The organism is Limnohabitans sp. Hippo3 (genome assembly GCF_003063665.1).
GTDB lineage: Bacteria > Pseudomonadota > Gammaproteobacteria > Burkholderiales > Burkholderiaceae_C > Limnohabitans_A.
In genome coordinates, this window is record NZ_NESF01000001.1 from 422252 (window position 1) to 443072 (window position 20821).

General features: G+C 60.1%; 16 protein-coding genes. 2 read left to right on the top strand and 14 right to left on the bottom strand.

Features of this window, described 5'->3' with window-relative positions; genetic code table 11:
• Positions 1 to 2: 2 nt before the first annotated feature.
• Positions 3 to 443 (bottom strand): type II toxin-antitoxin system RatA family toxin, encoded by a 441-nt coding sequence (locus B9Z34_RS01985; protein WP_108426419.1) that lies wholly within the window; start codon positions 441 to 443, stop codon positions 3 to 5.
• Between the two features lie 94 nt (positions 444 to 537).
• Between B9Z34_RS01985 and smpB the strand changes: the two genes are divergently transcribed.
• Complete coding sequence (gene smpB, locus B9Z34_RS01990) at positions 538 to 1032, top strand: SsrA-binding protein SmpB (RefSeq protein ID WP_108426420.1); 495 nt, start codon at positions 538 to 540, stop codon at positions 1030 to 1032.
• Positions 1033 to 1129: 97 nt separating this feature from the next.
• On the opposite strand, the gene B9Z34_RS01995 is transcribed toward smpB, so the two are convergent.
• The 12 genes from B9Z34_RS01995 to B9Z34_RS02050 form a co-directional block, all read right to left on the bottom strand.
• Positions 1130 to 2212 (bottom strand): enoyl-CoA hydratase/isomerase family protein, encoded by a 1083-nt coding sequence (locus B9Z34_RS01995; protein ID WP_108426421.1) that lies wholly within the window; start codon positions 2210 to 2212, stop codon positions 1130 to 1132.
• Complete coding sequence (locus tag B9Z34_RS02000; protein ID WP_108426422.1) at positions 2205 to 3089, bottom strand: DMT family transporter; 885 nt, start codon at positions 3087 to 3089, stop codon at positions 2205 to 2207. The genes B9Z34_RS01995 and B9Z34_RS02000 overlap by 8 nt, the downstream gene beginning before the upstream one ends.
• A 14-nt stretch (positions 3090 to 3103) precedes the next feature.
• Entirely contained in the window at positions 3104 to 4921 is a 1818-nt protein-coding gene (typA, locus tag B9Z34_RS02005; RefSeq protein ID WP_108426423.1) for a translational GTPase TypA, read from the bottom strand.
• Between the two features lie 13 nt (positions 4922 to 4934).
• Positions 4935 to 5915: a tRNA pseudouridine(55) synthase TruB gene (gene truB / locus B9Z34_RS02010; RefSeq protein WP_108426424.1), complete on the bottom strand. Its 981-nt coding sequence runs from the start codon at positions 5913 to 5915 to the stop codon at positions 4935 to 4937.
• 2 nt (positions 5916 to 5917) lie between these two features.
• Positions 5918 to 6292: a 30S ribosome-binding factor RbfA gene (rbfA, locus tag B9Z34_RS02015; protein WP_108426425.1), complete on the bottom strand. Its 375-nt coding sequence runs from the start codon at positions 6290 to 6292 to the stop codon at positions 5918 to 5920.
• A complete protein-coding gene (infB, locus tag B9Z34_RS02020) occupies positions 6293 to 9259 on the bottom strand; it encodes a translation initiation factor IF-2 (RefSeq protein WP_108426426.1) in 2967 nt (988 codons plus the stop codon).
• A 26-nt stretch (positions 9260 to 9285) separates the two neighbouring features.
• Positions 9286 to 10770: a transcription termination factor NusA gene (gene nusA, locus B9Z34_RS02025; protein ID WP_108426427.1), complete on the bottom strand. Its 1485-nt coding sequence runs from the start codon at positions 10768 to 10770 to the stop codon at positions 9286 to 9288.
• Between the two features lie 69 nt (positions 10771 to 10839).
• Positions 10840 to 11403, bottom strand: a complete 564-nt coding sequence (rimP, locus tag B9Z34_RS02030; RefSeq protein WP_108426428.1) for a ribosome maturation factor RimP — start codon at positions 11401 to 11403, stop codon at positions 10840 to 10842.
• Positions 11404 to 11556: 153 nt separating this feature from the next.
• The gene (locus tag B9Z34_RS02035; protein WP_108426429.1) at positions 11557 to 13158 is read right to left on the bottom strand and encodes an ABC transporter ATP-binding protein; all 1602 of its coding nucleotides are present in this window, start codon (positions 13156 to 13158) and stop codon (positions 11557 to 11559) included.
• Positions 13155 to 14210, bottom strand: a complete 1056-nt coding sequence (locus tag B9Z34_RS02040) for an ABC transporter permease (RefSeq protein ID WP_108426430.1) — start codon at positions 14208 to 14210, stop codon at positions 13155 to 13157. The genes B9Z34_RS02035 and B9Z34_RS02040 overlap by 4 nt, the downstream gene beginning before the upstream one ends.
• The gene (locus B9Z34_RS02045) at positions 14207 to 15244 is read right to left on the bottom strand and encodes a microcin C ABC transporter permease YejB (protein ID WP_108426431.1); all 1038 of its coding nucleotides are present in this window, start codon (positions 15242 to 15244) and stop codon (positions 14207 to 14209) included. Before B9Z34_RS02045 ends, B9Z34_RS02040 begins: the two co-directional genes overlap by 4 nt.
• Positions 15245 to 15247: 3 nt before the next feature.
• Positions 15248 to 17122 (bottom strand): extracellular solute-binding protein, encoded by a 1875-nt coding sequence (locus B9Z34_RS02050; RefSeq protein ID WP_108426432.1) that lies wholly within the window; start codon positions 17120 to 17122, stop codon positions 15248 to 15250.
• Positions 17123 to 17159: 37 nt separating this feature from the next.
• Here B9Z34_RS02050 and fabI point away from each other — a divergent pair, with 37 nt between their 5' ends.
• Positions 17160 to 17975: an enoyl-ACP reductase FabI gene (fabI, locus tag B9Z34_RS02055; RefSeq protein ID WP_108426433.1), complete on the top strand. Its 816-nt coding sequence runs from the start codon at positions 17160 to 17162 to the stop codon at positions 17973 to 17975.
• Between the two features lie 475 nt (positions 17976 to 18450).
• Here fabI and B9Z34_RS02060 read toward each other — a convergent pair whose 3' ends face one another.
• Positions 18451 to 20724, bottom strand: coding sequence for an arginine/lysine/ornithine decarboxylase (locus B9Z34_RS02060; RefSeq protein WP_108426434.1), 2274 nt, complete (start codon positions 20722 to 20724; stop codon positions 18451 to 18453).
• Positions 20725 to 20821: the final 97 nt, after the last annotated feature.

The following is a 20821-nucleotide window of genomic DNA, read 5'->3' on the forward strand; positions in this document are numbered from 1 at the left end:
GCTCAGCCATAAACCGCCTCGGCGCGTTTCACAAACGCATCGACGAGGCTGGCCGCGATCTTGTCAAAAACTGGCCCCACTAGGGCGGCCAGGGTCTTGCTGGAAAAGCCGTATTGCAAATCCAGCTCGACTTTGCAAGCGCGTTGCGTGCCGTCGCCCACGGGCGTGAAGCGCCACATGCCGCTGAGGTTGGAAAACGGGCCTTTGACCAAGCTCATGCCGACCGATCGGCCTTCTTCGTGGGTGTTGCGGGTGGTGAAGGTTTGCTGCAGGCCGCCAAGGCTGATGCCCACTTCGGCCACCATGCCTTGGGCATCGGTTTCGAGCACGCTGGCGCGGTCACACCAAGGCAAAAACTCGGGGTAACGCGCCACGTCGGTCACGAGGCGAAACATTTCTTCTGGCGAGTACCAGATCAGAACGGACTTGTGGATATTCTTCATACAATGCAGCGATTGTAGTTTTTCGACGCGCCTGCAGGCGCATCGCCCGGCTGCACACCCTTGCGAACGGCTGTGCCGTCCTTATCTGTTCCACATGGCCACCACCAAAAAGTCCCCCGCTGCCCCCACCTTTGCCAAGATCGCCGAGAACAAAAAGGCCGCTTTCGATTATTTTTTCGAAGAACGCTACGAGGCCGGCATGGTGCTCGAAGGCTGGGAGGTCAAGGCCATCCGTGAAGGCAAGGTCCAGCTGACCGATGGTTACGTGGTCATCCGCAACGGCGAGCTGTTCATCATCGGCTGCCTGATCAACCCGCTCAAAACCGCCTCCACTCACATCAACCCCGAAGCCGCACGCACGCGCAAGCTGCTGCTGAAGAAGGATGAAATCAAGCGGCTGATTGGCAAGATCGAACAAAAGGGCTACACCCTGGTGCCCATCAACCTGCACTGGAAGTCAGGCAAGGTCAAATGCGACATCGCGCTGGCCAAGGGCAAGGCCGAGCACGACAAACGGGACACGATCAAGGACCGCGAAGGCAAGCGCGAAGTGGAACGCGCCATGAAAAGCCGCCACCGCGACCGCTGATCAGCAACAGCTGGGTATCCTTGTGCAGGTCGGCGGCTTGAGCCCCGACAATTTTCATGAGAAACCCATGTCGGGGTTCAAGCCACCGACCTACAAATCACGCCAAATCGCGCAAGGGGTGGTGGTCCGATGGCCAAGGGCTCACAAAGAAACGTGCCGCCTCAGACAGGTCCACCTCTTCCACACGGGCCGGTTTCCAGTTGGGGCTGTGGTCCTTGTCGACGGCCAAGGCGCGGATGCCTTCCACCGTGTCACTGTCCGCCACCGAGCGCAGGTGGAAGCAGTGGTGCACCATGTCGCGCTCCATGCGCAGGTCGTCGGCCAGGCTCATTTGGCGGGCGCGGCGGATCTGTTCGAGCACCACATGCAGCATCAAGGGCGAACGGTGACGCAAGGCGTGGGCCGTTTTCTGGCTCCATTCATCGGACGCTGATTCCAATCGGCTCAACATGTCTGCCACTGAGGGCAAGCCAAACACCTCGTCAATTTGCGGTTGAGGCGTGAGCTTTTCTGGCGTCAATGCACCGGCTTGGGCCAGTACCCAGCGCTCCACCGACTCGGCGTTCTCAAAGGGGCTGCTGATCAAGGTTTGCCAGATCGGCTCGAGCATGCCGCTGGGCAGCGCGATGTCGGCCAATTTGGCGGCCACGGCTTGCGCCCCGCTCAGCATCTGCCCTGTCAGACCCAGGTATTCGCCCAGACGCCCCGGGCAACGGCTCAGAAAATAACCGCCACCCACATCCGGAAACAGGCCGATGTTGGTTTCGGGCATGGCCATCTTGGTGCGCTCGGTCACCACGCGCACGCTGGCGCCCTGGCTGATGCCCATGCCGCCACCCATGACGATGCCGTCCATGAAGGCGATGTAAGGCTTGCTGTAGGTGTGGATCAGGTGGTTCAGGCGGTACTCTTCGGTGAAAAAGTCACCCAGCGACGCATCGCCTGCGTGTGCTGCCTGGTGAAAAAATCGGATGTCACCGCCTGCGCAAAATGCGCCAAACGGCCCTTCCTTGCCGGTGCCGCGCACGGCCACGGCCAACACTTGGTCGTTGGTTTGCCAATCGCGCAAGGCCCGGGTCAAGGCCCGCACCATGTCGAGTGACAAGGCGTTGAGCGCCTTGGGGCGGTTCAGGGTGATGCAGCCGATGCGGCCTTCGATTTGTGCGATGACATCAGACATTGTTTTGTCTCCAGCCTAACCATTCATTGAGAAGCAAGGCCCCCAAAACCAGGGAGCCTCCCAAAAGCACGCTCAGCTGGGGGGCCTCATTGGCACCCCACCACGCCAGTGCAATGCCAAAAACAATTTCGAGCAAAGCCAGCAAGGCCACCTCAGGCGCCTTGAGCACGCGGGCACACACCACCGACAAAGCGCAGGGAATGGCCAACTGGAACAAGCCCAGAATCGCCAACAAACCCACATCGTGGGTCGAGGCCTGAAACGGCACAGACAAGGGCAAAGTCAATAAGGTGGACAGGATGGCCCCGAGCAAAACCGAGGGCACGAGGTCCAGGTTCTGGCCTTCGCTCTGGCTTTTCTGGACCAGCGTCCATTGCACCGAGCCCGCCAGGGGCACACACAACGCCACCAAGGAACCGATCAGAAAATTCGGATCACCCAGGCTCAGCTGCGAACCGTACATCCAGCCAATGCCGATACCCGCCAACACAATGGCCAGCCAAGTGCGGGCAGGCAAGCGATGGCCCAAAAAAATGCGGGTGATCAAGGCGGTGAGCAAAGGGCCCACCGCCATGGTGATGAGCACATTGGCCACGGCCGTCAGGGTGAGCGCCACCATGAAGGCCGTGAACATGACGCTCCAGCACAGGCCGGAGAACCAGAAGTAAGGGCTGCGCCAAGGCAGCCGCGACCAGACGCTTTTGCCCTGCCACAAAGGCAAGATGACCAGCAAGGACAGCACGGTGAAAAAGCTGCGCCAGAAGGTGACTTCGAAGCTGCGGGCTTGCTCCAGGTGCCGCGTCACCACCCCGGCCATGGACCAGAGGGCGGTCACGCCCACCATGGTCCAGACGGCCATGCCGTGGGTCATGCGCATGATGGGTCAGCCAATCACTTGTTGCGCTTGCGGTCGCTTTCCTTCAGGAAGCGCTTGCGCAGACGCACGCTCTTGGGGGTGATTTCGACCAGCTCGTCGTCCTCGATGAACTCGACGCCGTATTCCAGGGTCAGGTCGATCGGGGGCGTGATCTTGATCGCATCTTCCTTGCCGGACACACGGAAGTTGGTCAGCTGCTTGGTTCGTGTGGCGTTGACCACCAGGTCGTTGTCGCGGCTGTGGATACCCACGATCATGCCTTCGTACACCGGGTCATTCGCCTTGACGAACATGCGGCCACGGTCGTCCAGCTTGCCCAGGGCGTAGGTGAAGATTTCACCGTCGTCCATCGAGATCAGCACGCCGTTTTTGCGGCCGCCGATTTCGCCCTTGTGCGGCTCGTAACCGTCAAAGATGTTGGAGATCAGACCGGAACCACGGGTCAGGTTCAGGAATTCGTTGGTGAAACCGATCAGGCCACGGGCCGGGATGCGGTATTCCAGACGGACGCGGCCACGGCCATCGGGTTCCATGTTGACCAGCTCGCCCTTGCGCTCACCCAGAGCCTGCATCACGCCACCCTGGTGGGTTTCTTCGATGTCGGCGGTGACCAGTTCGATCGGCTCATGGCGCTCGTCATTGATGTCGCGGTACAGCACGCGGGGTTTGGAGACGGCCAGCTCGTAGCCTTCGCGGCGCATGTTTTCCAGCAGGATGGTCAGGTGCAATTCACCACGACCGGCCACTTCAAAGATACCGTCTTCGTCGGTTTCCTTCACACGCAGGGCCACGTTGTGCTGCAGTTCTTTTTGCAGGCGGTCCCAGATCTGGCGGCTGGTGACGTACTTGCCTTCGCGACCGGCCAATGGCGAGGTGTTCACGCAGAAGTTCATGGTCAGCGTGGGCTCGTCCACTTTGAGCATGGGCAGCGGTGTGGGCTTGAGGGGATCGGTGACGGTCACGCCGATGTTCAGGTCGGCAATGCCGTTGATCAACACGATGTCGCCAGGGCCGGCTTCGGTCACCTGCACACGGTCCAGACCCTGGAAGGTCAACACCTGGTTGACACGGCCCTTGACGGTCGAGCCGTCCGGGCCTTCCATGACCAGCACATCCATGCCGGGCTTGACTTTGCCCTGACTGATGCGACCCACGCCGATGCGGCCCACAAAAGTGGAAAAGTCGAGCGCAGAAATTTGCAGCTGCAAAGGGGCTTCAGGATCACCGCTGTTTGGCGGCACGTGCTTGAGCACGGTGTTGAACAGGGCCGACATGTCCGGGCCCCACTGCTCGCCGGGGGCACCTTCTTCGAGCGATGTCCAGCCGTTGATACCGGAGGCATACACCACAGGGAAGTCCAGCTGCTCGTCGTTGGCACCGAGCTTGTCGAACAGGTCAAAAGCGGCGTTCACGACTTTATCGGGGTTGGCGCCGGGCTTGTCGACCTTGTTCACCACCACGATAGGCTTGAGGCCCAAGGCCAAGGCCTTTTTGGTCACGAAACGGGTCTGGGGCATGGGGCCTTCTTGCGCGTCGATCAACAACACAACGCCGTCGACCATGGACAGAGCGCGCTCCACTTCACCACCGAAGTCCGCGTGGCCGGGGGTGTCGACGATGTTGATGTGGGTGCCTTCCCAGCTCACGGCACAGTTTTTGGCCAAGATGGTGATACCGCGCTCGCGTTCGATGGCGTTGTTGTCCATGACGGTGTCGACCACTTTTTCGTGTTCGGCGAAAGTGCCCGACTGACGCAGCAGCTGGTCCACCATGGTGGTTTTGCCATGGTCAACGTGCGCGATGATGGCGATGTTGCGAATTTGCTTGCTCATGCTTTCTCTTCCTTTAAACCTGCTCGGCCAGCAAAGGCACGTTGACAGGTGATTTTTCCAAAATCTGTTGAATTTCGATCGGGCTCAACAATCGACCCGGAATCAATTCGCCGCCGTGCACATGTGCTGTTCCCAGCAAGGCACGAGGATGCTCTCCATACACCACGACTTGATCACAATCATTCCAGGGGCCGCGTCGGCGCACCCCACTCAAAAATCTTCCGGCGTTCTCGCTGCCCAGACTCACCTCGGTGTAGCCCGGCAGCAGCACATCCACAGGCCGCAAAGCCGCCAGCCGCTGGTTGTCGTCCATGCGCTCGAGCGCCGACAGCGTCACGCACTGGGCTTCCACAAAAGGCCCGGTAACCACACGACGCAAAGCGCTCAAATGGCCACCACATCCCAGCGCTTCGGCGATGTCTTCGCCCAGCGTGCGGATGTAGGTGCCTTTGCTGCAATGCACACGCAAACGCAAAAATGGCGCATCGCCCTGCAGTTGCATGTCCAGCAACTCCAGGTCATGGATCACCACGTGGCGCGCTTCTCGCTCCACGGTTTCGCCCTCGCGGGCGTATTCGTACAAAGCCTTGCCGTCCTTTTTCAAGGCGCTGTGCATGGGCGGCACTTGGCTGATGGGCCCCATGAAACGGTCCAGCACCTCGACCACTTGGCCCGGGGTACAGCGCACCTCGCGCGTCTCAATCACTTCACCTTCGGCATCGGCCGTGCTGGTTTTGACACCCAGCCGCACCGTGGTCTCGTAGGTCTTGTCGGCATCCAGATGCTGCTGACTGAACTTGGTCGCCGCGCCAAAACACAAAGGCAGAACACCCGTAGCCAAAGGGTCGAGCGTGCCGGTGTGACCGGCTTTCTCGGCCCGCAGCAACCATTTGGCTTTTTGCAAAGCCTGGTTGCTGGAAAGACCCAGCGGTTTATCGAGCAGCAGCACCCCGTGCACAGGGCGCCGCTGCACCCGTGTGCGTGGCGCGTTCATGCTCAGTCCTCCTGGGCGCGAGACGACACGGCCTTGGCGATCAGCGCATTCATGTCGGAGGCACGCTCGGTGGTGCGGTCAAACAAGAAGTGCAGTGTCGGCACGGTGTGGATGTGCAAACGCTTGAACAAACCATTGCGCAGGAAGCCCGCTGCCGCATTCAGGCCTTCGGTGGCTTCTTCGGGGTTGCCCGTCAGCACACTGAAATAAACCTTGGCGTGCGCGTAATCGGGCGTGACTTCGATGGCATTGAGCGTGACCATGCCCACACGCGGGTCTTTCAACTCGCGTGCAATCAACTCGGCCAGATCACGCTGGATCTGGTCGGCCACGCGGAAACCGCGGTTGGGCACAGAGGACTGCTTTTTACGCGCCATTTACAGCGTTCTCGCGATTTCCTTGACGTCGAAGAACTCGAGCTGATCGCCTTCTTTGATGTCGTTGTAGTTCTTGAGCTTGATACCGCACTCGAAGCCTTCCTTGACTTCGCGCACATCGTCCTTGAGGCGCTTGAGCGAGTCGAGTTCACCGGTGTAGATGACCACGTTGTCGCGCAGCAGGCGGAATTTGGCATTGCGGGTGACTTGACCCGACGTGACCATACAACCCGCCACCGTGCCGATCTTGGATGCCACGAACACGGTGCGGATTTCGGCCATGCCCATGATTTCTTCGCGCTGCTCGGGTGCCAACATGCCAGACATCGCGGCCTTGAGTTCGTCCACAGCGTCATAAATGATGTTGTAGTAATGAACGTCAACGCCGTTGCCTTCGGCCAGTTTGCGGGCGCCAGCATCGGCGCGCACGTTGAAACCGATCACGATGGCCTTGGAAGCGATGGCCAGGTTGATGTCCGACTCGCTGATGCCACCCACGCCGGCATACACCAGCTGAACTTTGACCTCTTCGGTCGACAGCTTGAGCAAGGAAGCACCCAGGGCTTCTTGCGAACCCTGCACATCAGCCTTGATGATGATCGGCAGCATCTTGACTTCGCCCGCCGACATGTCGGTGAACATGTTTTCGAGCTTGGCCGCTTGTTGCTTGGCCAGCTTGGTGTTGCGGAACTTGCCCGCACGGTAAGTGGCAATTTCGCGGGCACGGCGCTCGTCGCCCATGACCATGAATTCGTCACCGGCTTGTGGCACTTCGGTCAGACCCTGAATCTCCACAGGGATCGAAGGACCTGCCGATTTGATCGGCTGGCCGTTTTCGTCCAGCATGGCACGGACACGGCCAAAGGTCTGACCTGCCAGCACCACATCGCCGGTGTTCAAAGTACCCGACTGCACCAAGATGGTGGCCACAGGACCACGACCCTTGTCCAGACGCGCTTCGATGACCAGACCCTTGGCGGCGGCTTGCACCGGGGCCTTGAGTTCCAGCACTTCGGCTTGCAGAAGCACTTGCTCCAGCAGCTCGTCAATGCCCATGCCGGTCTTGGCCGACACGGAAACGAAAGGTGAATCGCCACCGAACTCTTCGGGCACGACTTCTTCGGCGATCAGTTCACTGCGCACGCGTTCGATGTTGGCGTCGGGCTTGTCCATCTTGTTGATGGCCACCACGATCGGCACACCCGCGGCCTTGGCGTGCTTGATGGCTTCCTTGGTCTGGGGCATGACGCCGTCGTCACCCGCCACCACCAGGATGACGATGTCGGTGGCTTGTGCACCGCGTGCACGCATGGCCGTGAAGGCCTCGTGACCGGGGGTGTCCAGGAAGGAAATCATGCCGCGAGGCGTCTCGACGTGGTAGGCGCCAATGTGCTGCGTGATGCCACCGGCTTCGCCAGAGGCCACTTTGGCCCGGCGGATGTAGTCCAGCAGCGAGGTCTTGCCGTGGTCGACGTGACCCATGACAGTGACCACGGGTGCACGCGGCAGAGATTCAGCGTGTTGGTCGGACACTTCGTCGTCGGTGAAGGCTTCGGGATCATCCAAAGCAGCTACAACCGCCTTGTGCCCCATTTCTTCCACCACGATCATGGCGGTGTCCTGGTCCAAGGGCTGGTTCATCGTGGCCATCTGGCCAAGCTTCATCAGGTGCTTGATGACCTCGGAAGCCTTGATGGCCATCTTGTGGGCCAACTCGGCCACGGTGATGGTCTCGGGCACGTGCACTTCCAGCACGCGCACTTCGGCCGGGGCCTGCTGTGTTTGGGACTCGTCACGGTCACGTTCGTTGCCACGGCGACCACGCGGCCCAGCACGCCAGTTGTTGCGACCCACGCCACCACTGGTGTCACCACGGGTGGGGATGGCTTTTTTCTTGGCGGGATCACCTGCCCAGCTGGAGGACAGCTTGGCCGATTTGACTTCCTTGTTGCCACCGGGACCAGAGGGCGCTGCGGCTTGTCCAGCGGCTGCGCGCGCGCCTGGAGCAGGGGTGCCTGCGGGTTTGTGCAAGGTGCCCTTGACTGGCGCCTTGGCTTCCACCTTGGGCTCATCTTTCTTGGCGACCAACACCTTTTTAGGGGCGTTCATCATGGAGCGGATGGCCTCGGCTTCGGCCAGCGCCTTGCGGCGACGCGCATCCAGATCCAGGGCGCGGGCTGTTTCTTCGTCGGCTTTGGCCTTCGAATCTGCAGCCGCTTTTTGAGCCGCAGCTTCACGGGCGGCCTGTTCGGCCTTGGCTTTGGCAGCAGCCGCCTCAGCCAGCTCGGCAGCCTTGGCTGCAGCCTGGCTTTCGGCAGAAACCACAGGCGCGGATTTGGCCTGCGATGCGGCGTTGATGCTGGCCGCTTCGGCACGAGCGAGTTGCTCGCGGTCTTCGCGGCTCAATGCGGGCTTGGCAGCCGCAGCCTGACCGGCAGCCTGGGCTGCCGCATCGGCCAGCGCCTGGGCATCGGCACGGGCCTTGGCTTCTTGAGCAGCCAACTCCGAACGCTCTTGCGCTTCCTGCGCTTCGCGAACACGGCGCTTCTCGGCGAGTTCCTGCTCCTGGCGGCTGATCAACTCGGCCTGGCGGCGGGCTTCTTCTTCACGACGCGCCAGCTCCGCATGGTCGATGGCGGGCTCTTCAGCTGGCGCAACAGGCTCATCGTCGCGCTTGATCAGGGTGCGCTTCTTGCGCACTTCCACCTGGATCGTGCGGGCTCTGCCCGAAGCATCGGCTTGCTTGATCTCGCTGGTGGACTTTTTGACCAGCGTGATTTTTTTGCGGTCACCGGTCACGGTGCCGTGACTGGCTTGCAGATAACTCAGCAGCTTTTGCTTGTCGGTGTCGTTCAGCGTGTCGCTGTCGGAGGTTTTGGCAACGCCCGCGGATCGCAATTGATCCAGCAGGACATCGGCAGGTTTTTTGAGCTCATTGGCGAACTCGGCAACAGTGGTACTGGACATAATTTTGTTCAAGCCTCCATCAGACTTCAGGCCTGGCCAGCGAACCAATGTTCGCGGGCTTTCATGATCAGGGCGGTCGCCTCTTCAGCTGTCTGAGCAGTGATGTCAGTCAGTTCGTCGGTGGCCAGGTCAGCCAGATCGTCACGGGTGTGGATGCCCGCTTCAACCAGCTTGGAAATCAGCTCAGGCGTCAAGCCTGGCAGATCGCGCAGGTCTTGGGAAACGTCTTCAACGCTCTCTTCGCGTGCGATTTCGAGGGTCAGCAAAGCGTCTTTGGCGCGTGTGCGCAGCTCGTTGATCGTGTCTTCGTCGAAGCTTTCGATTTCCTGCATTTCCTGAATGGGCACATAGGCCACTTCTTCCAGGCTGGTGAAACCCTCGCTGATCAGGATGTCGGCGATCTCCTGGTCGACATCGAGCTTTTCCATGAACAACTGGCGAATGCCGGTGGTTTCTTCAGCTTGCTTCTGGGCAGATTCGGCCGCGTCCATGATGTTGATCTTCCAGCCGGTGAGGTCAGAAGCCAGGCGCACGTTCTGACCGCCACGGCCGATCGCGATGGCGAGGTTTTCCTCGTCCACCACCACGTCCATGGCGTGTTTTTCTTCGTCCACAACAATCGATTGCACGTTGGCGGGGGCCAGAGCGCCGATCACGAACTGTGCCGGGTCTTCGCTCCACAACACGATGTCGACACGCTCACCCGCCAACTCGTTGGTCACGGCGTTGACACGGGTGCCACGCACACCGACGCAAGTGCCGATCGGGTCCACGCGCTTGTCGTGCGACAGCACCGCGATCTTGGCGCGGGAGCCGGGGTCACGGGCGCAGGTTTTGATCTCCAGCAGGCCTTGCTCGATCTCGGGCACTTCCTGACGGAACAGCTCGATCATGAACTCAGGGGCCGAGCGCGACAGCAAGATGGGTGCACCACGCAAGGTCAAATCCACTTCCATGATCATGGCGCGCACACGGTCACCGCTGCGCAAGTTTTCCTTAGGTATCATTTCGCTGCGGCGCAGGCGGCCTTCAATGCGGCCGGCTTCGCAGATGATGTCGCCCTTGTCCATGCGCTTGACGGTGCCCACAAAAATCTTCTCACCGCGCGACATGAAGTCGTTGAGCAACATTTCGCGCTCGGCGTCACGGATTTTTTGCAAGATGACCTGCTTGGCCGCCATGGCGCCAATGCGGCCAATGGGCAAAGACTCGATCGGCTCTTCGATGTACTCGTCGACCTCGATGTCCGGAATTTGCTCTTTGGCCTCGAACAGCAAAATTTCCTGCTCGGGCAACTGCAGACCCGCCTCATCGGGCACCACATGCCAGCGGCGGAAAGTTTCGTAGTTGCCGCTGTCACGGTCCACCGCCACGCGGATGTCCACCTCGCCGGCATACAGCTTTTTGGTGGCTTGGGCCAAAGCGGCTTCCACGGCACCAAACACCACGTCGCGCTCAACGTTCTTTTCACGTGAGATGGCTTCGACCAACATCAACATTTCGCGATTCATGAATGACTCTCCTGTTCCACTGGGTCTGCGGTTCAGACCCGATAAAAATGCTCAAAACCCGACAACCGGTCAGGCTTCCACCTTTGGCTTGCGCCCTTTGAAATCCACCACGGGGGCCAAACGGGCCTCGCGCAACTCATTCAATGTGAACCCCAATGCATGCAAGGGTGCAGGGGCTCGTTTCTTACTGACTTTTTGACCCGGCTTGACGGCGGGCGCATCGCTCCAGACGATTTGCCAGCCTTGGCCGGTAGCGTCACGCTCGAGCGTGCCGCGAAATTTTTTACGCGTCGGGTTGACCATGCCACCAGCGTTCTCACCCATGGGGGCTTTGAGGGTGATGTCGATCAACTCCCCCACGAAGCGCTCAAAGTCCTGCGCATTGCGCAAGGGACGGTCGATACCGGGGGAAGACACCTCCAGCCGGTTGTAGGCCACGCCGTCGACTTCGAGGGCGAACTGCAACTGCCGATTGACTTTTTCGCAGTCTTCCACGTTGATGAACAGCTCAGAGCCTGGCTGCCAGGGCCAGTCGATGGTGATGCGCAACAAACCGCCCGCTGTGCGGTCAATCTCAACCAGGTCATAGCCCAGGCCGGTCACGGTTTCTTGAACAATTTGCTGCAATGCCACAGAGCTTCAGAATGTCAACGTTAAAAAGAGAGACCCAAAAAAAACGGGCGGTGAAAACCCGCCCGTTTGGTCGTGAAGCCAGTATTCTAGCCGAAAAACGCGCTAAGTGCGTGATTTTTAAGGAAAACGAAGCCCCAACAGCCGCAAGCTGGCTCACGCATCGGGAAAGGCCGCCAGCAAAGTGCGGGTGTAGTCGTGCCCAGGCGAGTGCAGCACTTGCTCGGCAGGCCCTGCCTCCACAATCTGTCCGGCTTGCAACACCATCACCTGGTGGGCCATGGCCCGCAACACGTCAATGTCGTGGGTAATCAATAAATACGCCATATTCCGGTTTTTCTGCAGCGCCTGAAGTAACTTCAGGATTTGCTTTTGCACGGTGACGTCCAGTGCACTGGTCGGTTCGTCCAGAACCAGCAACTGAGGCGCCACCACCAGCGCACGGGCCAGGGCAATGCGCTGCCTCTGTCCGCCTGAAAAGGCATGGGGGTAACGGTTGAGCAAGTCCGGGAACTCGGCCGTGGTCAAACCGACTTCGGCCAAAGTGGCCAGCACCCGCGCTTGCATGTCGGGCCCGGACAACTGCGGCTGGTGCAACCGCAAACCTTCCGAGACGATTTCGCCTACCGTCATGCGGGGCGACAAGCTGCCATAGGGGTCCTGAAAAACGACCTGCACCTTCTGGCGCAAGGCTTTGTCGCGACCGGGAATACCTTGCCAAGTCTGTCCACCGAAGGACAGTTCGCCGCCAAAGGGGATCAAGCCCAACACGGCCTGCGCCAGACTGGATTTGCCAGAACCCGACTCCCCCATCACGCCCAACGTGGTGCCCGGCATGATGCTGAAGTCGACCCCATACACAGCCGTGAAGTGGTGTTGGCGGAACCAGCCGCGAAAACCGGGCACGTTCATCGGGTAACGCACTTGCAGGCCCTTGGCCTGCACCAAGGGTGCCCCGGCTGGGTAGATTGTCGCCAAGCCATCCCGGGTGGGCCGACTGTCCAGCAGCTTTTGGGTATAAGGATGCTGGGGGCGTGAGAACACATCGGCCAAAGCGCCCTGTTCCACCAGATGGCCTTTTTCCATCACCGCCACCCGGTCGGCAAAGTGGCGCACCAAGGCCAAATCGTGGGTGATCAGCAAAACGGCCATGCCGGTTTTTTGCTGCAGATCGGCCAGCAGCTGCAACATCTGCAGCCGCAAGCTGGCGTCCAGCGCCGTGGTCGGCTCGTCGGCCAGCAGCAGCTTGGGCTCTGACGCCAGCGCCATGGCCATCATGGCGCGTTGGCGTTGGCCGCCCGACAACTGGTGCGGGTAGGCCCCAAAACGGCGCTCGGGGTCGTCGATGCCGGTTTCAGCCAGCAAATGCACGGCACGAGCGTCGGCGTCGCGCCGGGACAACAGCTTTTTGAGTTGAAGCACTTCCGAGATCTGCGCGCCCACCGTCATCAGGGGGTTGAGCGCCGTCATCGGCTCCTGAAAAATCATGGCGATCTCGTCACCACGGATGCGCTGCATCTCGGCTGGCGTTTGCCGAAGCAGGTCCTGGCCCTGCCAAAGCACCTGACCCGTCAACTCGGCCGATTCGAGCAAGCGCAGCACCGACAGCGCCGTGACCGATTTGCCCGAACCCGACTCACCCACCAAAGCCACGCGCTCACCCGCCTGAAGGCTCAGGTTCACGCCGTGCACCACGGCCTGCCCGCCAAAGGCAATGCGCAGGTCTTTCAATTCCAGCAAAGCTTGCGGCGCGTTCATGCTTGAGCCTTTCGCGGGTCCAGCGCATCACGCAAGGCGTCGCCCATGAAGGTCAGCAGCAACAAGGTCACCACCAAGACCACGAAGGTGGACATCGATATCCACCAGGCGTCGATGTTGTTTTTGCCCTGGGCCAACAACTCGCCTAGGGACGGTGTGCCCGGCGGCACGCCCAGGCCCAGAAAGTCCAGCGAGGTCAGGGCCAAAATGGCCCCACTCATGCGAAACGGCAGGAAAGTCACCACCGGGGTCATGCTGTTGGGCAACACATGACGCCACATGATTTGCCAATGCCCCAGACCCAAGGCCCGCGCCGACTTGACGTAGTCCAGCTGGCGGTTGCGTAAAAACTCGGCCCGCACATAGTCGGACAGACCCATCCAGCCAAACAGGCCCAGCAGCAAAAGCAACAAGCCCACGCTCGGCTCGAACACGGCCGAGAAAATGATCAGCAAATACAGCTCGGGCATGGCGCTCCAGATTTCGATGAAGCGCTGAAACACCAGGTCGGTCTTGCCCACAAAAAAGCCTTGCACGGCGCCGGTCAGCACGCCAAGGAACACGCCGAACAAGGTCAGAGCCAGTGCAAACAGCACCGACACCCGAAAGCCATACAGCAAACGCGCCAGCACATCGCGCCCCCGGTCGTCGGTGCCCAACCAATTGCGGGCAGTCGGCGGTGCCGGGTTCGGCAAGGGGGCAAAGTAGTCCAGCGTGCTGTGGTGGTAAGGGTTGGGGGCCTGCAGCGCCCAGTTGCTGCCCTTGTGTAGTTGTTGCTGAATGAAGGGATCCAAGTAGTCAGCTGGTGTTTCGAAATCACCGCCAAAAACTTTTTCGGGCAAGGTCTGCATCACCGGGAAGTACCACTGCCCGTCAAAGCGCACAACCAGCGGCTTGTCGTTGGACAGCAACTCGGCCCCCAGGCTCATCACGAACAGGGTCACGAAAATGATCAGGCTGCCGAAACCCAAGCGGTTGCGCCGGAAACGCTGCCAGGCCCGGGCCGAGGGAGACGTTTGGTACGGCAAAGCGGTGGTGGTGGCAGCGGTCATTTGTCAAACTTCACGCGAGGGTCTACCCAGAGGTAGCACAGGTCACTGATCAGCTTAGTGACCAGCCCAATCAGGGTGAACAAATACAAGGTGCCCAGCACCACCGGGTAGTCGCGCCGGATCACGGCTTCATAACTGAGCAAGCCCAGGCCATCGAGCGAGAACAGGGTTTCGATCAACAGCGAGCCGGTGAAAAACGCCCCGATGAAGGCCGCAGGAAAACCCGTGACCAGCGGGATCAGCGCGTTGCGCATGACATGGCGGTACAGCACCCGGTTTTCGCTCAGGCCTTTGGCGCGGGCTGTCAATACATACTGTTTGCGGATTTCTTCCAGAAACGCGTTCTTGGTCAGCACGGTGATGACCGCAAACGAGCCCAGCACACTGGCCGTGACCGGCAAGGCGATGTGCCACAAATAGTCGACCACCTTGGCCCCCCAGCTCAGCTGCTCCCAGTTGGACGAGGTCAGGCCGCGCAGCGGGAACCACTGCAGCTGCCCACCAAAAATCACCAGCAAGGCCACGCCCAGCACAAAACCCGGAATGGCATAACCCACCAGCACCAGCAAACTGGTGAGCGTGTCAAAACGCGTGCCGGCACGTACTGCCTTGGCGATGCCCAGCGGCACCGAGACCAAGTAGCTCAGGAAAAAGGTCCACAAGCCAAGACTGATGGACACGGGCAGCTTCTCCTTGATCAGGCTCCAGACGTCTTTGGGGTAGAAAAAACTCTTGCCCAGATCGAACCGCGCAAACTGCTGGAGCATCATCCAAAAACGCTCGGCAGGCGGCTTGTCAAAACCGTAGAGCGTTTTGATTTCGGCAATGCGGGCGGCATCCACACCCTGTCTGCCCCGGTAACCGCTGCCTGATGCCGCAGCGCCCTCCCCGCCCGTGTCCCGGCCTTGCAACTGGGCCACCATTTGCTCGACCGGACCACCGGGCACAAACTGAATCACCACAAAGGTCATCAACAACACCCCGAACAAGGTCGGGACCATCAAGAGCAAGCGTTTGACAATGTAGGCCAGCATGACTCAGCGACCCTTTCCCGGTGCGTTGGACGCTGCAGCGGCTTGGGGTGACCACCACACGGTGGTCACCAGCGCTTCAGGCTGGTAGTAGCGTGGCAACTGGGCGGGACGCTCAAAGGCCGACGCCCGCCAGGACACCCGGTGCACCGCGCCGTACCAGTGCGGCACCACGTAATGGCCGTGGCGCAGCACCCGGTCCAGGGCACGCAAGCTGGTCACCAGCTGCGGCCGGGTGGTGGCACTCACCACCTTGTCCAGCAAGGCATCCACTGCCGGGTCTTTCAGACCCAGCACATTGCCCGAGCCCTCCACATCGGCCGATCGGCTGCCATAGCGCTCCAGCAACTCGGTGCCGGGCGCTTCGCTGCCCACGGTGCGGTTGCTGATGATGTCAAAGTCGAACACGTCGATGCGTTTTTGCAGCAAGGCAAAGTCGATCACCTTGTACCGGACCTGGATGCCCAGTTTTTCCAGGTTTTTGGCAAAGGGCGTGACGACGCGCCCCATCGAGCCCGAGCTGTCGAGAAATTCGATGCTGAAGGCTTGCCCCTTGGCATTGCGCAAAGCGCCATCGCGGTAGGTCCATCCGGCGGCTTGCAGCAGATCACGCGCCTGGCGCAAGTGGTCGCGCAGGGTGTGGCCCGAGGCGGAGTCGAGCGCCGTTTTAGGCGGTTGGGGCACATCCTGCTCAAACACTGCAGCAGGCAGCCGACTCCGCAAGGGTTCGAGCAAGGCCAACTCCTCGGTGCCGGGTGGGCCTTTGGCTTCAAAGTCACTGGCCACAAAATAGCCACGCACGCGGCTGTAGGCGTTGTAGAAGAGTTGCCGGTTTAGCCACTCAAAATCCATGGCCAGTGCGATGGCCTGGCGCACCCGCACATCCTTGAACTGGTCGCGCCGCAGGTTGAACAAAAAGCCCTGAAAGTCGCCCGCATTGCCGTGCGGCAACTCGGCCTTGATCAGCTCGCCACGCTCGAAGGCTCTGCCCGTGAAGGCCCGAGCCCACTCGCGGGCGATGAAAGACTGCATGTAATCGAACTCACCCGCCTTGAATGCTTCGAGCTGAGCGGTGCTGTCCTTGTAGATCTTGTAGGTGATGCGGTCAAAATTGAACAAGCCTTTGCGCACGTTCAGGTCTTTGGCCCAATAAGTCGGGTCGCGCTCGTAGGTGATGTCCTTGCCAAACTGCACTCGGCCTATGCGGTATGGCCCCGAGGCGATGGGCATGTCCATGACCATCTGATCGAATGGCTTGTAGTTTTTACCCTCCAGCCCCCATTTGTGGCTGAACACCGGCAAGCTGCCCACAATGAGAGGCAGTTCGCTGTTGGGCCGCACAAAATCAAAACGGATGCTGCGCTCGCCCAAGACCGTGGCGCCTTTGACCTCGCCAAAAAAAGTGCGGTACTGGGGCGCGGCCTGCTTGCTGGTCAGGCGCTCAAACGAATGGCGCACATCGGCGGCCAACACCGGGTCACCATTGTGGAAGCGGGCTTGCGGGTAGATCTGGAAAGTCACCGACATGCGGTCGCTGGCCACCGCCACGTCTGACGCCAGCAGGCCATAAGCCGTGGTCGGCTCGTCCATATTGCCCACCAGCAAAGTGTCGAACACCATGGCCATCATGGCCGGGGGCGCACTGCCCTTGAGCGTGAACGGGTTGTATTTGTCGAAGTTGGACTGGCGGGTGGGCGGCACCAGCACAATCTCGCCACCCTTGGGCGCAGCCGGGTTCACATAAGAGAAATGGGCAAAGCCAGCCGGATAGCGAATGTCACCAAACTGTGCGTAAGCGTGGGCAGCCCAGGCGGAGCCCGACATGCAGAGCCAGAGCGCCAAGCAGCAATGTGTCCAGAAAAAGGCCATGGGTCTTCGCATGCGACAATTCTGCCCACATTTTTCAGGAGTTGAAGACATGACTACAAAAACAGGATTTCTGTCAGGCAAAAAGCTGCTGATCACCGGCGTGCTGTCCAACCGCTCGATCGCTTATGGCATCGCCAAGGCCTGCCACGCGCAAGGTGCCGAGCTGGCTTTCAGCTACGTGGGTGAGCGCTTCAAGGACCGCATCACCGAATTCGCCGCCGATTTTGACTCCAAGCTGATTTTCGATTGCGACGTGGGCAGCGACGAGCAGATTGAAAAGCTGTTCACCGACCTGTCGGCCACCTGGCCCAAGTTCGATGGTTTTGTGCACGCCATCGGCTACGCGCCACGCGAAGCGATTGCCGGCGATTTTCTGGACGGTTTGTCGCGCGAGGGCTTCAAGATCGCTCACGACATCAGCGCCTACAGCTTCCCCGCCATGGCCAAAGCCGCCCTGCCTTACCTGAACGACAAGGCGTCCGTGCTGACCCTGACGTATCTGGGTGCGATCCGCACGGTGCCCAACTACAACACCATGGGCCTGGCCAAGGCGAGTCTGGAGGCGTCGGTGCGTTACCTGGCCGAGTCGCTGGGCAGCCAGAACCGGGGTCTGCGGGCCAACGGCATTTCGGCCGGCCCCATCAAGACGCTGGCGGCCAGCGGCATCAAGGGTTTTGGCAAGATTTTGTCGGTGGTGGCCGAAGCCTCACCGATTCGCCGCAATGTGACCATTGAGGACGTGGGCAATGTGGCCGCGTTCATGCTGAGCGACTTGGCTGCAGGTGTGACGGCCGAGATCACGTATGTGGACGGTGGTTTCAGCCAAGTGGTGGGGGGCATTGCGGAGCCAGCGGCAGCGGCTTGATGCATTCTCCATGCCTCTGAAGCCTGCGAAGACGGGCTTCAGCTTTTGCAAAGACCGCCTGAGGCGAGGCGGGCGCTGCCCGGGCTCATAACTCGCTTCGCTCGCCAAATCGCCCGGTTCAGCGCCCACCTCACCTCAGGCTGAGTGGCGACTGTTCTGGGTCTAAAAATATCCCCTGTCAAATCCGCGCACGCGGGTATCCAACACAGCCGAAGGCAGAGGCCTTCAATCGCAGACACCGTTGGACACAACAAAAGTCAACACCATGGACCTCCAATATGTCTGAAAACCAACCGTAACCTGAAAATGGAAAAGCGGCGAAAGCCGCTTTTTCAATTTTCCCCGCAGGTGAGTTGGGGCCCTGTGCGGGGGCGATGTGGCAAAGCGAAGCGCCTCTGAGCCCCCGCACAGGGCCCCAACTCAACTGCCCCCTCCCAGAACCGAAATCCTAGAAGACATACGCTCAGCGCAGATTTCAAGCCTTCACGCAATCCGCAAAGTACCGCTTCTTGCCATCGTCGTCCTTGATCTCCACCAGACCATGGATGTCGGTTTCGAAGCCCGGGCACTTCTCGTTGAATTCGCGAGCGAACTTGAGGTAGTCCACGATCTTCTTGTTGAAGACTTCGCCGGGAATCAAGAGCGGAATGCCCGGTGGGTAAGGCGTGACCAGGCCCACGGTGATGCGGCCTTCCAGGTGGTCAATCTCCACCCGCTCTGTCTTGCGCTGGGCAATGTGGGCGTAGGCGTCTGATGGGCGCATGGCCGGGGCCAGATCGGACAAATACATGTCTGTTGTGAGGCGAGCGATGTCGTACTTGGCGTACATCTCGTGCACATGCTGGCACAGGTCGCGCAGGCCCATGCGCTCGTAGCGCGGATGCTTCTGGCAGAACTCCGGCATGATTTTCCACATCGGCTGGTTCTTGGCGTACTCGTCCTTGAACTGCTGCAAGGCAGTCAACAACGTGTTCCAGCGGCCCTTGGTGATGCCGATGGTGAACATGATGAAAAAGCTGTACAAACCCGTCTTCTCGACCACCACGCCGTGCTCGGTCAGGAACTTGCTGACGATGGACGCCGGGATACCGGTCTTGTCAAACTTGCCATCCAGATTCAGGCCCGGTGTCACGATGGTCGACTTGATCGGGTCGAGCATGTTGAAGCCGTCGGCCAACTGCTGGCCGAAACCATGCCACTTGCTGGCCTTTTTGCGCGGGTCGTTGCGCAAAATCCAGTCGTCGGCGCGGCCGATGCCTTCGTCGGCAAACTTTTCCGGGCCCCAGACCTTGAACCACCAGTCCTTACCATAGTCTTCGTCCACCTTGCGCATGGCGCGGCGGAAATCCAGGGCCTCGGCAATGCTCTCTTCCACCAACGCGGTGCCGCCGGGTGGCTCCATCATGGCGGCGGCCACGTCACAGCTGGCGATGATGCTGTACTGCGGGCTGGTCGAGGTGTGCATCAGGTACGCCTCGTTGAACAAGGGGCGGTCCAGTTTGGTGTTTTGCGCGTCCTGCACCAGCACATGGCTGGCCTGGCTGATACCGGCGAGCAACTTGTGGATGGACTGCGTGGCGTAGACCATGGACTCTTTGGGGCGAGCGCGCTTTTTGCCCATCGCGTGATAAGGGCCATAAAACGGGTGGAAAGCCGCATGCGGCAGCCAAGCCTCGTCAAAGTGCAGGTTGTCCACGTAACCGTCGAGCATGGTCTTGATGGTTTCGGTGTTGTACAAAACGCCGTCGTAGGTGGACTGGGTCAGCGTCATCACCCGAGGCTTGACCTTTTTCGGGTCGACACCTTTGAGCAAGGGGTTGGCCTTGATCTTGGCCATGATGGCCGCGGGCTCGAACTCGCTTTTGGGGATGGGGCCGATGATGCCGAAGTGGTTGCGCGTGGGCTTCATGAACACGGGCACCGCACCGGTCATGATGATGGCGTGCAGGATGGACTTGTGGCAGTTGCGGTCCACCACCACCACATCGCCCGGAGCCACCGTGTGGTGCCAGACGATCTTGTTGGAGGTGCTGGTGCCGTTGGTCACGAAGAAGCAATGGTCGGCATTGAAAATGCGCGCGGCATTGCGCTCGCTCTCGCCAATGGCACCGTTGTGGTCCAGCAGCTGGCCCAGTTCTTCCACCGCGTTGCACACGTCGGCACGCAGCATGTTCTCGCCGTAAAACTGGTGGTACATCTGGCCCACAGGGCTTTTGAGGAAAGCCACGCCGCCCGAGTGACCCGGGCAATGCCACGAATACGAGCCGTCTTCGGCGTAGTCAAGCAGCGCCTTGAAGAATGGCGGCTGCACGCCTTCAAGGTAACTTTTGGCCTCGCGGATGATGTGACGCGCCACAAACTCGGGCGTGTCTTCAAACATGTGGATGAAGCCGTGCAACTCGCGCAGGATGTCGTTGGGCAAATGGCGCGATGTTTTGGTTTCGCCATAGATGTAAATCGGTACATCGGCATTCTTGCGGCGCACTTCGTCAATGAAGGCCCGCAAGTTGATGACGGCCGGGTCCAGATCGGGCCCGGGTGAAAACTCTTCGTCGTCGATCGACAAAATGAAGGCACTGGCACGGCTTTGCTGTTGGGCAAATTGCGACAGATCGCCGTAACTGGTCACACCCAGCACTTCAAAGCCCTCGGCAACGATGGCGTCAGCCAAAGCACGGATACCCAGGCCCGATGTGTTTTCGGAACGGTAGTCTTCGTCAATGATGACGATGGGGAAACGAAATTTCATGGGCTGGTCGGGCTGTGCGCCGAGGAAAGGTCAAAGGAATTTGAAACAGTGGCGAAGTTTAAGGACAAAAAGGCCCTGCCGAACGACGCAGATCACA